Genomic DNA, 15,046 nt, shown 5'->3' on the forward strand with positions numbered 1-15,046 from the left:
AGCAAGCGGAAGGCTCCCGGTTTCCATGCCGGCAGCTTTCCGCGATCCATGATTCGATAAAGCGATTACATTCGGTAAGGAGAATTGGAATGCCGCTCGCAACGAACGTGGATTACCCTCGCTCAACCGGCTGGCCTTCCGCCTTCTTGTACGCGGACGGCGACTGGCCCGTATACTTCTTGAACTTGGCGTGGAAATAATCGACGTTCGCATAGCCGACCTTCTCCGCCGCCTGCCGTACTTTTACGCCTTCGGACAGCAGCTCGATCGCCCTGGCAATCCGAACGCGATCCAAATAGGTGTTGAAGGAGTCGCCCGTATGATTCTTGAAGAGCTTGCCCAGATACCCGCTGTTGTAGTTGAACATCTCGGCCAGCGTCTCCAGCCGGAGCGGCTCGTCGTAATGGCGCTCGATGTAATCGGTCATTCGCCGCAGCGCCGGCTGCGTGCCGGAGATGCCGAGCCGCCCCGGCAGCTCGCGGAGCGCGCCGTCAAGCTCCTTCATCAGCGCGGGCAGATTCGGCTGCTTGTACGCCGTCGCGATTAAATTGTTATGCTCCTGCGCGGAGAACGAATCGTGCAGCGTCTCCAGCTCCGCAAGCGCATGGGTCAGCAGCTGCGCGATCGACGCGGTCACATACGCGCGCGAGCTGTTGAATGCGGCGATCGATGACGCCGCCTCCTCCAGGAACGCGCTGATGCCGGCTTCGTTCCCGGCATCGATGACGCGGCTGAGCCGCAAGGCGAGGCCCGCAAGGTCGGGCTCCGCAGCAGCTGCGCCTGCCGCGCCGCCGCTCGGCGCAGGCTCCGCCCCGGCGGCGGCCGACGCTGCGCCAGCCGGCTGGCCGAGAAGTGCCGGCGGCCCGGCATGGACGCGGCCCGGCTCCAGCAGGAAGCGATGCCGCATCAGCTCGCGCGCCGACGCGAGCGAGGCGCGGACCGCCGCCGCGTCCGTCGCGCAAGGACCGGCCGCGGCGGTATAGCGCTCCGCGCCGCAAGCCGCTTCCGCGAGCAGCCGCGCCGCAAGGCACTCGCCGGCGGCGCCATGCAGCCCGGCGGCGCCTGGCGGCGGCGTCGCTCCGCCGCCGCAAGCCTTGCCCGCTGCGCGGCTGCCTCCGCCGGCCTGCGCCGCGCTCTCGCCGGCGGCGCCGTCCGGCGGCGCAAGCGCGGACTCCGGCAACAGCCAGGCGACGCCCGGCTTCGCGTCGACGACAACGCCCGCGCCTGCGCGCTCGGCCGCTGCGGCAAGCCGTTCGCGGAAGACGCGCTCGCCGAGCGGCGCGTCGCCGTCCTCCGCCGGCTCCGCCAGTAGCATGCGGCACGCGATCGCGCCGTCCGCCGGATCGGCGTCGCGGACGACAAGCGCGGCGATATCGCTCGCATCGCCCGCCGCGCCGGCGAGCAGCTCCGCAAGCGCTTCCTCGCGAACCGGCAAGCCGCCGCCGCTCGCGGACTTCTCCGCGTCCAGCGATTCCGCGATCCGCCGCGCGTAATCCTCCAGCTCCTCCTCGTTCACCGGCTTCAGCATATAGCCCTCGATGCCGAAGCGGATCGCTTGCTGCGCGTAGGCGAAATCGGCATGCCCGCTCAAGATCAGCACCCGGCAGCGGCTGTCGCTGCGCCGAATGTCTTCGAGCAGCTCCAAGCCGTTCTTGCGCGGCATCCGGATATCGATCAGCATCAGGTCGGGCGCCAGCTCCTCGTGCAGCCGCAAGCCTTCTTCCCCGTTGCGCGCCGTCCCCGCGATACGAAACCCGAAGTCTTCCCAGTCGATCAGCGACGGCATGCCTTCGCGGATCGCGGGCTCGTCATCCACGATGACTAGTGTATGCATGGTTATTCCCCTCCTCGCCTGGCAGCCGGAACGAAATCGTCGTTCCTTCGTTCGCCCTGCTTTCAATCCGCAATCCGCTCTCCTCGCCGAAGGTCAGCTTCAGCCGCTGATGCACGTTGCGCAGCCCGATCCGGTGCTGCTTCTCCTCGTCCGTGTCGTCGAGCGACCGGCGCACTTCCGCGAGCCGCTCCGCGCTCATGCCGACGCCGTTGTCGCTCACCGCGACTTCCAGCGCCCCGTCCGCCAGCAGCTTCGTCGACACGATGACCTGACCGCCTTCCCCGGCTTCTTCAAGGCCGTGAACGACGGCGTTCTCCACCAGCGGCTGAATGATGAGCGGCGGGATAAGCGCGCTCTGCGCTTCTTCGTCCAGCCGCATGCGGAACGCCAGCCGTTCGCCGCCGTAACGGAATTGCTGAATCCCCAGGTAATACCGCACGATCTCCATCTCCTCGCCGAGCGGAATGCTCCGGGAACCGATCTCGATATTGTTGCGAATCATCCGTCCGAGCATGCGTACGACCGACGCGATTTCCTTCTCTCCCTTCATATGAATGCGCATACGAATCGATTCGAGCGCATTGAACAGAAAATGCGGATTGATCTGGCTCGCCATCATTTTCAGCTTGATATCCTTCTGCGCCAGCTCCAGCTGCGACTGGCGGCGGTTCGAGTCCTCGACTTCCTCGACGAGCGTGCGGATGCTCGCGATCATATTGTTGAACTGATGCGACAGCAGCGCGATTTCATCATTGCCCCGTATGTCCGAAACCACGGTCAAATCCCCTTTGCCCGCGCGGCTCAAATTGCGGTACAGCGTCAGCGTTCGCTTCGTCAGCACCGAAGACATGAAATAAATAAGGATGAGCGCGATGATCATGCTGATCAGCAGCACCGTAAAGCCGAGCTGCGCCACCCGGTTCGCCCCGCTGACGATCGATTCGACCGCGAACAGCGAGACGATCCGAAGCCCCGTCACGCTGGAGCGCGGCAGCAAATTTTCGACGACGACCTGGTACTGGCTGCCTTCGAAGCTCATCCGGTAGGTGCCCTGTCCTTTATCGGCCAAACCGGTAAAATTCATCGCGGACAGGTTGTTGCCGATCCAGCTTCGGTCCTTCGCCGCCACGATGTTGTTCCCGGAATCGAGAATCATCGTATCGTAAGGCTCCTGGCTCAGCATCGTATCGAATAATTGCTGGTTGACGTCGATGACGAGCACGCCCGCAGTTTTGTATTCGGGGAAGTTGATTCTTCTCACCAGGCTAAGCGACCGATCCCCATGCTTCGTCTCATCGGTCATCAGGCGCCAGTTGATCTGTTCGCTGCCGGAGACGCTGCGGTACCAGTCGGTTTGCTGAATATCCGGCGTCGCATGCAGGAAATCCCAATTCTCGAGAATCGTCTCGTTGGCCGTATAGAACCGGATGCCGTCGATCTCTCGGTACAGCTGCACCGCGTTCTTGAAGCTGGTAAAATCCCACAGCGCCTGCACGGATTCGAATACGGTAGTATAGCGCGTATTGACGAGATTTTTGAGCGACGTGCTGACCAGGTAGTCATCCGACAGGCCGATCGGAATACGCAAAATATCCGACGTCTGCGTCCGGATCTTGTCGACGTTGTTCGTCGTCTGCTTCGTCGCCTGCTCCAGCACGTTATTGCGGTAAGCGGCGGTCAGGAAGATGCCGACGAACAGCACCGGAATCAGCACGACGATGAAGAAAGCAAAGAACAATTGATTTTTCAGCCGCAAATTGTTGAAGCTGAACCTGCTTGCCAATAGACTCGCTGCCTTGCGCATACCCCGGCCTTCTCTCCGCTAATCTCGATATCCTTACAGAATAGAGCAGCCGTTACGGGACGTAAAGGCTTGCCTGGCGCCGGTGCCCGGCAAGCAGCTTAATCCGCGAATTCGCGCCCGCGAGAACGGCAGAAACAGTCTGCCCGCATGGCGGAACAGACTGTTATCTGCTTGCTGGACTTCGCCTGCGGCGTTCCCGATTCCGGTTCGGCCCTGGCGCAGCCGGTCATACGATTCTTCGCTTATGCCTTAACCTTGCCATTGCTTGACGCGGTCCTGGATCGCTTTCGTGTACATTTGCTCCATTTTCTTCGTGCCGACGTCGTCCAGCTGCTTCAGCATGTTGTCGTACACTTTGTCGAAATCGGCCGTTTTCGCAAGCACCGCTTCCGGAATCTTCTTCCAGATGATGTCCTCGGCCTTCTTGTAAATGACGCTGTAATCGGAATCCGTCGGAGCCGGGGTGTTCCAAGCCGCGCCGTACGGACGCACTTTAAACTCGCTTTCTTTCGGGAACAGGTCTTTCCACGTCGTCGCGCCGTACGCTTTCAGCGTGTCTTTCTCCGCTTGCGTATAGCCGGCTACGATTTGATCCGGGAAGTTCGTCGTATAGTAGCTGCCCGTCGAATCTTTCACGCCGTCCCCGTAGTGCGCGCTGAATATATTGTACAAGCCGATGCCCGTATCTTTCGTGAACGCGGCATTGTCTTCCGTCTTGCGCTTCTGCACGTCGGCCGGAATCGTGCGAATGCCGTTCTCGACCGTGTAGTCTTTGCCTTCCACGCCCCAGTTGCGAAGCACTTGGCCTTCGTCGGATGCCAGCCAGTCCAGGAACTTGATCGCGCGGACCGGATCTTTGCAGGATGTCGTGATGCCGATGCCCCAGCCGGCCATGAAGCCCGTTGGCGCGAAGGAGTGATCCTTGTAATCGGCGGACAGCGTTACCGGCATGTGAGCATACGTGTATGCGCCGTCATCCTTCGACTTGAGGGAGTTCTCCGCATCGGCGTAGCCCCACTCCTGGTCGATCAGGCCAAGCACGCGGCCGCTGGCGATTTTGGATTTGTACTGGTCGCTCTTCTGCACGAACGCTTCTTTATCCAGCAGGCCTTCGTTGAACAATTTGTTCAGCCAGCGGAAATATTCGCGCTCTTCCGGACGCTTGATATGCAGGGAAGCTTCGTACGTATCTTGATTGATATAGTATTCACCGTCATCCGGCAGACCAGTCGCTTCGAACGCCGGATTCGTGCCGGTGATCATGATGCGCCAGTCGTCCGTGTCCAGCGTCAGCGGAATCGTCGGCTTGCCGTCCGTCGTCGGGTTCTTGGCGACATAATCTTTAAGCGCTTTCTCGTAATCGTCAAGCGTATTGATTTTCGGATAGCCGAGTTCCTTCAGCACGCGCTGCTGCAGCTCGAAGCCGCCGCCGGCGTCGAAGTACGTCGTGTTGACCGCGTCGTTCGTCGGGAGCACGTAGATCGCTTGGTCGTCGCTGCTGTATTTCAGGCGCTGCATGTAATCGCCGTATACTTTCTTCAAGTTAGGCGCGTATTTATCGATCAGGTCGGTCAAGTCGATCATCGCGCCGGCGTCGACGAGCTTGTCGATGTCGCCTTTGGCGAACACGAGATCCGGGTATTCGCCGCTTGCCGCCATGAGCGAAATTTTATCGGTGCCGCCGCCCGTTACCGCATACTCGGCTTTGATCGTGACGCCGGTTTTGGCGGTGATTTCTTTGCCGACTTCGTCCTGCATATTGTTCCAGTTCGGGCTTGCGTCCGCGCCGAAGAACGAGAACGTGACCGGTTTCGTGTCGGCCGCGCTGCCGGCGGCATTGTTCGAAGCGCCCGCATTGCTCGAATTGGCGCTGCCGCCCGCATTCGAGGCGTTATTGGCGTTGTTGCCCGTGCTGCTTCCGCAGCCGGCCGTTACGATAATGGTGCCGGCCAGAATCAAAGCGGCCGTCGTGCGCGGTTTTCTCATTTTAGAAAGTTTCAAGATGATGCCTCCCTTATTTTGATCGAAACGCTTCCCCTTAAGCTCATAGGAGATTTCTTTATTTAGAACGGGCCCTAGGCCCGGCTAAATCAACCCAACCGTTACGCCTTGACTGCGCCGAGCGTCATGCCGCCCACGAAATAGCGCTGCAGGAACGGGTAGACGACGAGAATCGGGACGGTGACGACCATCGTGATGGCCATCTTGATCGACTCCGGCGAAACTTGATTCATCAGCTCCGCCATGTCGTTCGAGCCGCCGCGCATCGACGAGCCGCCCTGCTGGGTGCTCTCGAGCACTTTCATGAGTTCATATTGCAGCGTCGTCCATTGCGTCGAGCCGTTATACAGGTACGTATCGAACCAGGAATTCCATTGGCCGACCGCCAGGAACAGCGCGATCGTCGCCAGCGCCGGCTTGCACAGCGGCAGAATGACGCGCCAGTAAATCGTGAAATCGTTGGCGCCGTCCAGCTTCGCCGATTCCTGCAGCGCATATGGCAGGCCGTCGATGAACGAGCGGATGACGAACACGTTGAACGCGCCGACCATGCCGGGCAGGACGTAGACGTAGAACGTGCCGATCATGTGCAGGTCGCGCATCAGGATGTAGACGGGAATGAGACCGCCGGAGAAATACATCGTCAGCGCCAGGAACACCGAGACGAAGCGGCGCGCCTGGAAGTCCGGCCGGCTGAGCGTGAACGCCAGCATCGAAGCGCTTAGCAGGCCGAGCAGCGTGCCGACAACCGTCCGCATGACGGATACTTTCAAGCCTTGCAGCAGTCCGCTGTATGCCATGATGACTTTATAGTTCTGCAGCGAGAACTGCCTTGGCCATAGTTGAATGCCGCCGCGCACCGTATCCTGCGAGTCGTTGAGCGAAATCGCCAGCACGTTCAGGAACGGATAGAGCGTGACCGCGAGCAGCAGCAGCATGATGACAATATTGATGACGTCGAATGTTTTCTCGCCTCGGGTGGCGTTGAAAGATCGGTTCATTGTAAGTATGCCCCCCTACATGATGCTTTCTTTGGTCACGCGTTTGAGCGTGCCGTTCGCGATGAACAGCAGCAGAATGCTGACCACGGAATTGAAGATACCGATTGCCGTACCGAAGGAGAACCGCGCCATGCCTAGACCGTAGTTAAGCGCATACAAGTCCAGCACCTCGGAGTAATCCTTGACCAGATTGTTGCCGAGCAGGAACTGCTTCTCGAAGCCGATGCCGATCAGATGGCCGATCGACATGATGAGCAGCACCGAGATCGTCGTCCGGATGCCGGGCAAAGTGATATGCCACATTTGCTTGAACCGGTTCGCGCCGTCGACGCGGGACGCTTCGTACAGTTCGGGATCGATGCCGGTAATGGCGGCCAAATAGATGATGGCGTTCCAGCCCATTTCCTTCCACAGGTCCGATCCGGTTACGATGCCCCAGAACAAATTGCCCTTCGCCATGAATTGAATCGGCTCATGGATGATGTGCAGCCATACGAGCAGGTTGTTGACCGCGCCGCCGTCGGTGGAGAGCATTTTCGACACGATGCCTGCCACGACGACCCAGGAGACGAAATGCGGCAGGTACGAGACCGTTTGAACGGTCCGTTTGAACATTTTGCCTTTGATCTCGTTCAGCAGCACCGCGAACACGATCGGGACGATAAATCCGGCAATGAGCCCCATGATGCTCATCGCGAGCGTGTTGCGCATGACGAGGTAGAACCGCTCGTCCGTAAACAGCTCGTGGAAATGTTTGAAGCCGGCCCATTTCTGCTCGCCGAAGCTCTTGCCCGGCTTAAAATCCTGAAACGCCATCGTCCAGCCCCAGAGCGGGACATAGCTGAAAACGAACACCCAGATGACGAACGGAATCGACATGAAGTACAAATACTTTTGCGAACGCATCACTTTCCAAAATCGGGAAAAACCGCCGCGCGCCGCGCGTTTCCCGGTTTCCTTAGCCAACGGGGCCTGCCTATCTGTTAGCGCTTCCATCATAGACCTCCTTGTTCACGCGCCGCTTGCCGCCGGTTGCAGCCAAGCCGCGTTCTTGCTGTACATTTATGTTAACGGATTCTCCATCATCCTCCTACCGGCCAAATCGGTCCAGTAATCATGTCAAAATCGGACATTCATGAAAGCGCAGTCATGCAAATTAGCGATTTGCCCCGCGGATGACCGATTTTGAAGGTACGAGGGATTGTATGCCCCCTGCATTATAAACCTCGGCTGCGACCAATTTCTGCGGTAATCGCTGACAGCCTTGGCTGCGGCGGGGTGCCGCGGGCCATCGGGGCCCGCTCGGCTGCGGCGGATGGTAAGCCGGCGAATTCGTATTTCATCCCCCCCTTGATCTGCCTGCTATTCTGAGGCATTTCGCACTCCTACCCCATTTATTGCTTTCTGTAAGATGACCTTGAGCGGGCATCTTATCGAGGTAGCTCAAAAACAAGGAGGTACTCCAGTGACTCGAACTCGTACTACGATGGCCTGCGGTTTACTATTGCTTCCGTTAATTGCAGCAGGCTGCGGGAATGCTGCGAACGACAACGGCGTACGCACGAAACAAACAGGCCATGGGACAAGAATTACGCAAATGAACACCAATGGAACCGGCGGGACCGACTACCTCCGCTCCGGCTACAATCGTGCAGGCCGCATGACGACGAACAGCTACGGTACCGGTACGACGGGACTCGGATTAGGGTCGCGCGGCCCTGCCGGTACGCCTAGCTATGGTACGACCGGTTATGGTACGACCGGTTATGGCACGACGGCTAATGGCACGGCAGGCTATGGAATGACCGGTTCTGGCACGACCGGTTCTGGCATGAACGGTTATGGCACGACGGCTAATGGTACGGCCGAATCCGACACGACCGGCTTTGGCACGACCGGCACCGCTGGAAATAATACGGCGGGCTACGGCAATACAGGCCTGGGCACGACAGGAAATGGCATGACGGGCATGACGAGTTACAGTACCGGCACGAACGGATGGACGACTCTCTCCGGCGGCCGCGATAACAGCGGCGCCAGCAGAGGCACGAGCGGTTATCGCCCTTCCTCGAACGTCGACATGTCCGCCTACGGCACCGGCGCCAACGGGTCTGCGGTTCTGGAATCCCAGCTCCGCAAGCAAGGCTATAAGGATATTCTGATGCTCGGCGATATGGCCATCGTAGGCAATCGCGGAACGAGCCAAGGGCGTCCGTCGATGCAGAGCGCAGGCGCCCGAAACGTTTTGACCGTCACGGATGACAAGGCCATTCAAGCGATTAGAAACGTCAATCGCAAACTTGCCTCAAGTTCGAACGTCAGCCCTAAAGCGGCTTCGATATCATCCGATATTCGCCTGATTCTGAGCAAAGCCAAGCCTGCCCGATAAGTTAAAAAAGGTGCCAGCACGCTGGCACCTTTTTATTGTGTTCGATTTTATCCTGACCATGCCCGGCTGTTACCAAGGCCGTATTCAAGAACGACGCGGCGGGAACGCCCGCCGCGCTTTTCTTTTCGCTATATCGCTCTAACCCAGCGTAATCGTAAACTCCGCCGCTCCCGCCGCGGCCGTAAACAACGCGCCCTGCGCCGTTTGCTCGGCCAATGCGCTGCCGGACGCCGCCGACGCGATGCCGCGAAGCAGCAGCGACCACGGCTTGTTTGCGCCTTCCGCCGACACGCGCAGCTCGGTGCCATGACGAACGACGCGCACGGTCAGCGCCGCCTCGCCGGTCGTCGTCGGAACGACGGCTTCGGCCGATGCGCCGTCCGCAAGCTCGAACGCGTGCAGCACGACGCCGTCCGCATAATCGTAGTCCGGACGCTGTTCGTTCGCGCCGACCGCGATCAGGCTGTTCGGGCGAGCCAGCACCGGCAGGCTGAAATAGTCGTGCCGCTCTTTGACCCAGCCGCCTTCATACGTACGTCCGGATTGGAAGTCCGTCCAGCGTCCTTCGCCTTGCGGCACGTAGTAATGCGCTTCGCCTGCGTCGTTGAAGATCGGCGCGACGAGCAGCGAGTCGCCGAGCATGTACTGCCGGTCGAGGAAGTCGCAGGTCGGGTCGTTCGGGAATTCCAGCATCATGGCGCGCATGGCCGGGAAGCCTTGATTCGCCGCTTGGACGGCCGCGCCGAACATGTACGGCATCAGCGTCGCCTTCAGCTTGGTGAAGTGGCGCAGCACGTCGACCGCCTCTTCGTCGAACAGCCACGGCACCCGGTACGACGAGTTGCCGTGCAGGCGGCTATGCGTGGACAGCATGCCGAATGCCGTCCAGCGCTTGTACAGGTCCGGCGCCGCCGTGCTTTCGAAGCCGGAGATGTCGTGGCTCCAGAAGCCGAATCCCGACGCCGTCAACGAGAGGCCGCCGCGCAGCGATTCCGCCATGGACGGGTAGCTCGCGGAGCAGTCGCCGCCCCAGTGAACCGGGAACTTCTGGCCGCCGGCCGTCGCGGAGCGGGCGAACAGCGCCGCCTCGCCTTTGCCGAGCTTGCGCTCCAGCACCTCGAACACCGCTTTGTTATAGAGCTGCGTGTAATAGTTGTGCATTTTGAACGGATCGGAGCCGTCGTGGTAGACGACATCGGTCGGGATGCGCTCGCCGAAGTCGGTTTTGAAGCTGTCCACGCCCATGTCGACCAGCTCTTCGAGCTTGCCCTGGAACCAGCGGACGGCCGCGGGATTCGTGAAGTCAACGAGCCCCATGCCGGCTTGCCACATGTCCGTTTGCCAGACGTCGTCCTTGTTCCGCATCAGCAGGTAGCCGTTCTCCATGCCCTCGTCGAACAGATACGATTTCTGCGCGATGTACGGGTTGATCCAGACGCAGATTTTAAGCCCCTTCTCCTTCAAACGGCTCAGCATGCCCTTCGGATCCGGGAACACCGCAGGGTCCCACTTCAGGTCGGTCCACTGGTATTCCTTCATCCAGAAGCAGTCGAAATGGAACACGTGCAGCGGCAAATCGCGATCCGCCATGCCGTCGATGAAGCTGTTCACGGTCGCTTCGTCGTAGCTCGTCGTGAACGAGGTCGTCAGCCAGAGACCGAACGACCAAGCCGGAGGCAGCGCCGGACGGCCCGTCAGCTTCGTGTAGTTGGACAGCACTTCCTTCGGATCTGCGCCGCCGACGATGAAGTAATCGAGCGCTTGTCCCGGCACCGAGAACTGCACGCGCGACACGTTCTCCGATGCGACCTCGAAGGACACGTTCTCCGGATGGTTGACGAACACCCCGTAGCTGCGGTTGGACAGGTAGAACGGCACGTTCTTGTACGCCTGTTCGCTGGACGTGCCGCCGTCTTCGTTCCAAATATCGACGACTTGGCCGTTCTTCACGAACGGCGTGAAACGCTCGCCAAGGCCGTAGACGTATTCGCCGACGCCGAGGTCAAGCTGCTCGCGCATGTACGCTTCGCCCGCGTACGTGCCGATGATGGCCGGCCCTTTGTAGCCGCTGCCCGTCAGCGTGCGTCCCGCGTAGCTGAAGTCCGCGCGCCAGTCCGCGCCTTTCTTGAACGCCACGGTCAACTGGCCGCTCGTCAGCCGCCAGCCCGCTTCGTCTTCCGTCACGACCGGCGAGAAGCCCGCGTCCGCGCCAAGCTCGAAATGCGGCCCTTTGCGCTTCGTGCCTTTGTGATGGATGTATTGCACGCGAATGACGTCCGGCATCGGCGAGCTGTACACGGCCGTGAACAGCGTCGCGTTCAGCGTGTCGCCCTTGTGGTTGACATGCTTCATGGCGGCGTACAGCGTCAGCTCGTTCGCTCCCGTTTCCGCGTCGCGGATTTCCACTGGATTTTGCAGGTTGACGCCTTTGCGGATGCCCCAGTAACCGTCGGTAAATTTCATCTATTTGTACCTCCTACATGGATTTTGAAGATTACGCTTTCATGTTCTACATCTAATAATATTGATATCGGGAGCAAAATTCTTATAAAATATTGATATAAAATCGCACGATTATGATATGGAGGAGATTGCCGTGGACCGTCATACGCTCAAGGAAAACCGCATTCACGGCCGGCCGGCCTATCCGATGTCCGTCTACGAGGTCGATCTGCCGGGCCATCAGCCGAGCGTGGACTGCCACTGGCACGACGAGTGGGAATGGATGCTCGTGACGGACGGGCGCGGCCTGTTTCAGATCGGCTCGCACACCTACGAAGCCTGCGCCGGGCAGACGCTCTTCATTCGCAGCGGCGAGCTTCATGCCGTCTACCGGATCGGCGACGAGCCGTGCCGGTTCACCGCCATCGTCTTCGACGCGGAGCTGCTCGTCGGCGCCCGCTTCGACGTCGTCCAGGAGCGGTATCTCGAGCCGCTCATCAAGAAGCGGCTCGAGCCGCCGCCGCTGCTCGCGGGAGACGAGCCTTGGGAGCGCGAAACGCGGTCGCTGCTGGAGCAGGTGCTGCGGCTGAACGAGGCGCGGCGGGACGGCTACGAGCTCGATACGAAAGCGCTCCTGCTCATGGCGGCGGGACGGTTATCGCTGCATGCCGCGGCGCCTCCCGCGACGGGACGCCACGATGGCGACCATGCCAAGACGGAACGGCTGAAATCCGCGCTGAACGCGATTCACGAGCATTACGCGACGAAGCTGTCCTTAAGGAGGCTGGCATCCGAGGCCGGGATGAGCGAAGGGCATTTCTGCCGCTTCTTCAAGAGCATGGTTCGTAAAAGCCCGACCGAATACATCAACGGCTACCGCGTCCGCATGGCCGCCAGGCTGCTCGAGAACGAAGACCGCAACGTGTCGGAGGTCGCGCTGGACGTCGGGTTCGAGAACCCGAGCTATTTTATCCGCGTGTTCAAGCAGTACCAGGGCTGCACCCCGGCGGCGTATAAGAAGATGCTTGCCGGGCGGGATTGAGGGATGAAGGATTGAGAGTTATGGATGAAGGGTCATGTATGAAGGGTTGAGGGTTGAGGGTTGAGCGGATCTCATGCAAATCAGGGGAAACGTTCAAGCTTGTGAGCCGCCCCAAGGGTAAAGAACAGCGCCGCGATCGGGAAGCTCGGAGACCCATACGAGATCGGAAACAACTAGAACGTCAGCATGCCGACGCCTTTCGCTCGGACTGTCCTGTAGATCAGCGCCGGTCCGAAAGCTGCTTGCCAATATTGTATAGCTTACCCGGTCGATCCCCTCTTTCGTTGCTCCGCCGCCTTTCCTCGCTGCGATCCATGCGCGCCGGACATGAAGTCGTATTGCACAGTCAGCCCAAAGACCGCCCCGCAGGACGGTCATTGAGCCGTGTCCTTTCCCTAAGTCCGCGATCTTTGCCGAATTACCCGCTCAGCTTCACGATCCGTACGCCTTTCGCCGCAATTGCAATCCGTCCGGACAGTTCTTCGTCCGCAAGCATATCGCGGCCGCACGACTTCCCGAGATCGACTTCGGCTTCGTTCGCGGCATGGTTAAGCAGGAAGAGATAGCGCTGGCCGTCCTTCGCGCGCACCGTCGCTTCCAGATCGGCCGGCGCGGCGGCGATCGGCGTCTCGATACCGTTGTCCTGAACCAGGGTGCGGATAAAATCGTCCATGAACGCCTGGTCCGGGCTCGTCGCCACATACCAGGCGCGGCCTTGGCCGAACGCGTTCACGGTCAGCGCCGGCATGCCCTTGTAGAAGTCGTCTCCGTATTCCGCGACCACTTCCGCGCCTTCGGCGTGAATGAGGTCGCACAAGATGCCGCAGCCGTATTCGCCCGACAGCGCGCCGCGTCCGTTCTTCATGACGATCCGGTTGCGCTGTTCCGGCAGCAGGGCGTCTATTTCCTCGGCCCAGACGCCAAGCACGCTGCGCAGCTCGCCCGGATAGCCGCCGAGCGTCACGATGTCGTTCTCGTTCACGATGCCGCTGAAGAACGTCGTCACGAACGTGCCGCCCGCAGCGACGAACGCCTCGACCTTCTGCGCAAAACCCGGGCGGAGCATGTACAGCACCGGCGCGATGACGACCTTGTACTTGTCCAGCGCTTCCTCGACGCTGATCATGTCGGCCGCGATATGCTGCTTATAGAGCGCGTCGTAGAACTTGTGCACCTCGTTCACGTAGTCGAGCGCGACCGAAGGGCCGCTCGACAGCTCTATCGCCCAGCGATTCTGCCAATCGTAGACGATGGCGACCTGCGACTCCAGCCGGGAATCCAACAGCGCGTCGCCCAGAGCGCCCAGCTCCCGGCCCAATTCCGCAACTTCGCGGAACACGCGCGTGTTCTCATGGCCGGCATGCTCGATGACGGCGCCGTGGTATTTCTCGCAAGCGCCGACGGAACGGCGGAGCTGGAAGAACATGACCGTATCCGCGCCGCGCGCGACGGCCTGGTAGCTCCACAGCCGCATGACGCCGGGCCGCTTGAGCGAATTGTACGGCTGCCAATTCTGCTGGCTCGGCGTCTGTTCCATCAGCATGAACGGCTGGCCGCTCTTCAGCCCGCGCATCAAGTCATGCGTCATCGCCGTGAAGCTCGCGGGCGTATCGAGGCTCGGGTAATTGTCCCAGGAGACGATGTCCATATGCTTGGCCCATTCGAAATAATCAAGCGCCGGATAGAAGCCCATCAGGTTCGTCGTGACCGGTATGTCCGGCGTCCGCGCCTTGACTTCGTCGTATTCCAGTTTGTAACAGGCGAGCAGGCTGTCCGATTGGAAGCGGCGATAATCCAGCGAAATGCCCTGGAAATTGCTGCGGTGGCCGCCCCATTCCTCGCTCAGCTCGTTCGGCACCGGAATCTCGTCCCAATCGTAGAACGCGTGACCCCAGAAACGGGTGTTCCAGGCGCGGTTCAGCGCATCCAGCGTGTCGTATTTGTCCTTCAGCCAGCCATGGAACGCCGCCGCGCAATTGTCGCAATAGCAATAGCCGCCGTATTCATTGGAAATATGCCAAATCAGGAGCGCCGGATGGTCTTTGTAACGATCCGCCAGTCTGCCGGCAAGAGCGGCCGCGTGCTTCCGGTACGTCGGGCTGTTCGGGCAGGAATTATGGCGTCCGCCGAATTTGCGCTTGCGTCCTTGATAATCGACCCGCAGCACGTCGGGATGCCGTTTCGCCATCCACGCCGGATGCGCCCCCGTTCCCGTCGCCAGGCATACGCCGACGCCTTGGGCGTGAAGCAGGTCCATCTGCTCGTCCAGCCAGGCAAAATCGTACGTCTCCTCATCGGGCTGATCCAGCGCCCAGCTGAATACGTTGATCGTGGCCACGTCGATGCCGGCCAATTTGAACATCCGATGATCTTCGGACCAGGTTTCGCGATCCCATTGCTCGGGGTTGTAGTCCCCGCCGTACCATATTTTCGGAAGCTTCCCGTTCATCATGTTTGCGCACATCCTTTTATTCGCCGCTATTGGGCATATAATGATATTTCCATTGTAGTTGCGACTCGATATAATCGAAAT

9 protein-coding genes are annotated in these 15,046 nt (G+C 60.0%); 2 read left to right on the forward strand and 7 right to left on the reverse strand.

All coding sequences use genetic code 11. From position 1 onward, the window contains the following. Positions 1-112: 112 nt before the first annotated feature. The 5 genes from GXP70_RS21955 to GXP70_RS21975 all read right to left on the reverse strand — a co-directional run bounded on the left by GXP70_RS21955 (position 113) and on the right by GXP70_RS21975 (position 7,636). Positions 113-1,834 carry a response regulator gene (locus tag GXP70_RS21955; protein WP_162358810.1) on the reverse strand — a complete coding sequence of 574 codons (1,722 nt, stop codon included), beginning with the start codon at positions 1,832-1,834 and terminating at the stop codon, positions 113-115. Next, positions 1,809-3,638 (reverse strand): sensor histidine kinase, encoded by a 1,830-nt coding sequence (locus tag GXP70_RS21960; protein ID WP_162358811.1) that lies wholly within the window; start codon positions 3,636-3,638, stop codon positions 1,809-1,811. The genes GXP70_RS21955 and GXP70_RS21960 overlap by 26 nt, the downstream gene beginning before the upstream one ends. A gap of 249 nt (positions 3,639-3,887) precedes the next feature. Further along, on the reverse strand, positions 3,888-5,624 hold the full coding sequence (locus GXP70_RS21965) for an ABC transporter substrate-binding protein (RefSeq protein ID WP_162360613.1): 1,737 nt from the start codon (positions 5,622-5,624) through the stop codon (positions 3,888-3,890). A 116-nt stretch (positions 5,625-5,740) separates the two neighbouring features. Continuing rightward, entirely contained in the window at positions 5,741-6,640 is a 900-nt protein-coding gene (locus GXP70_RS21970) for a carbohydrate ABC transporter permease (RefSeq protein WP_162358812.1), read from the reverse strand. A 15-nt stretch (positions 6,641-6,655) separates the two neighbouring features. Further along, positions 6,656-7,636, reverse strand: a complete 981-nt coding sequence (locus GXP70_RS21975) for an ABC transporter permease (RefSeq protein WP_162358813.1) — start codon at positions 7,634-7,636, stop codon at positions 6,656-6,658. 601 nt (positions 7,637-8,237) lie between these two features. Between GXP70_RS21975 and GXP70_RS21980 the strand changes: the two genes are divergently transcribed. Next, positions 8,238-9,029, forward strand: a complete 792-nt coding sequence (locus GXP70_RS21980; protein WP_162358814.1) for a hypothetical protein — start codon at positions 8,238-8,240, stop codon at positions 9,027-9,029. A gap of 138 nt (positions 9,030-9,167) precedes the next feature. Here the strand turns inward: GXP70_RS21980 and yicI are convergent, their stop codons facing one another. After that, positions 9,168-11,492: an alpha-xylosidase gene (gene yicI, locus GXP70_RS21985; RefSeq protein WP_162358815.1), complete on the reverse strand. Its 2,325-nt coding sequence runs from the start codon at positions 11,490-11,492 to the stop codon at positions 9,168-9,170. A 133-nt stretch (positions 11,493-11,625) separates the two neighbouring features. Between yicI and GXP70_RS21990 the strand changes: the two genes are divergently transcribed. After that, positions 11,626-12,513, forward strand: coding sequence for a helix-turn-helix domain-containing protein (locus tag GXP70_RS21990; RefSeq protein WP_162358816.1), 888 nt, complete (start codon positions 11,626-11,628; stop codon positions 12,511-12,513). Between the two features lie 418 nt (positions 12,514-12,931). Here GXP70_RS21990 and GXP70_RS21995 read toward each other — a convergent pair whose 3' ends face one another. Next, complete coding sequence (locus tag GXP70_RS21995; protein ID WP_162358817.1) at positions 12,932-14,965, reverse strand: beta-galactosidase; 2,034 nt, start codon at positions 14,963-14,965, stop codon at positions 12,932-12,934. Between the last annotated feature and the right edge of the window lie 81 nt (positions 14,966-15,046).

The organism is Paenibacillus lycopersici (assembly GCF_010119935.1).
GTDB classification, from domain to species: domain Bacteria; phylum Bacillota; class Bacilli; order Paenibacillales; family Paenibacillaceae; genus Paenibacillus_Z; species Paenibacillus_Z lycopersici.

What these genes read in the sequence shown, in the direction of transcription:
- GXP70_RS21955 (WP_162358810.1), bottom strand. Translation starts at nt 1,834, where the DNA reads ATGCATACACTAGTCATCGTGGATGACGAGCCCGCGATCCGCGAAGGC.
- GXP70_RS21960 (WP_162358811.1), bottom strand. Translation starts at nt 3,638, where the DNA reads ATGCGCAAGGCAGCGAGTCTATTGGCAAGCAGGTTCAGCTTCAACAAT.
- GXP70_RS21965 (WP_162360613.1), bottom strand. Translation starts at nt 5,624, where the DNA reads ATGAGAAAACCGCGCACGACGGCCGCTTTGATTCTGGCCGGCACCATT.
- GXP70_RS21970 (WP_162358812.1), bottom strand. Translation starts at nt 6,640, where the DNA reads ATGAACCGATCTTTCAACGCCACCCGAGGCGAGAAAACATTCGACGTC.
- GXP70_RS21975 (WP_162358813.1), bottom strand. Translation starts at nt 7,636, where the DNA reads ATGGAAGCGCTAACAGATAGGCAGGCCCCGTTGGCTAAGGAAACCGGG.
- GXP70_RS21980 (WP_162358814.1), top strand. Translation starts at nt 8,238, where the DNA reads ATGAACACCAATGGAACCGGCGGGACCGACTACCTCCGCTCCGGCTAC.
- yicI (WP_162358815.1), bottom strand. Translation starts at nt 11,492, where the DNA reads ATGAAATTTACCGACGGTTACTGGGGCATCCGCAAAGGCGTCAACCTG.
- GXP70_RS21995 (WP_162358817.1), bottom strand. Translation starts at nt 14,965, where the DNA reads ATGATGAACGGGAAGCTTCCGAAAATATGGTACGGCGGGGACTACAAC.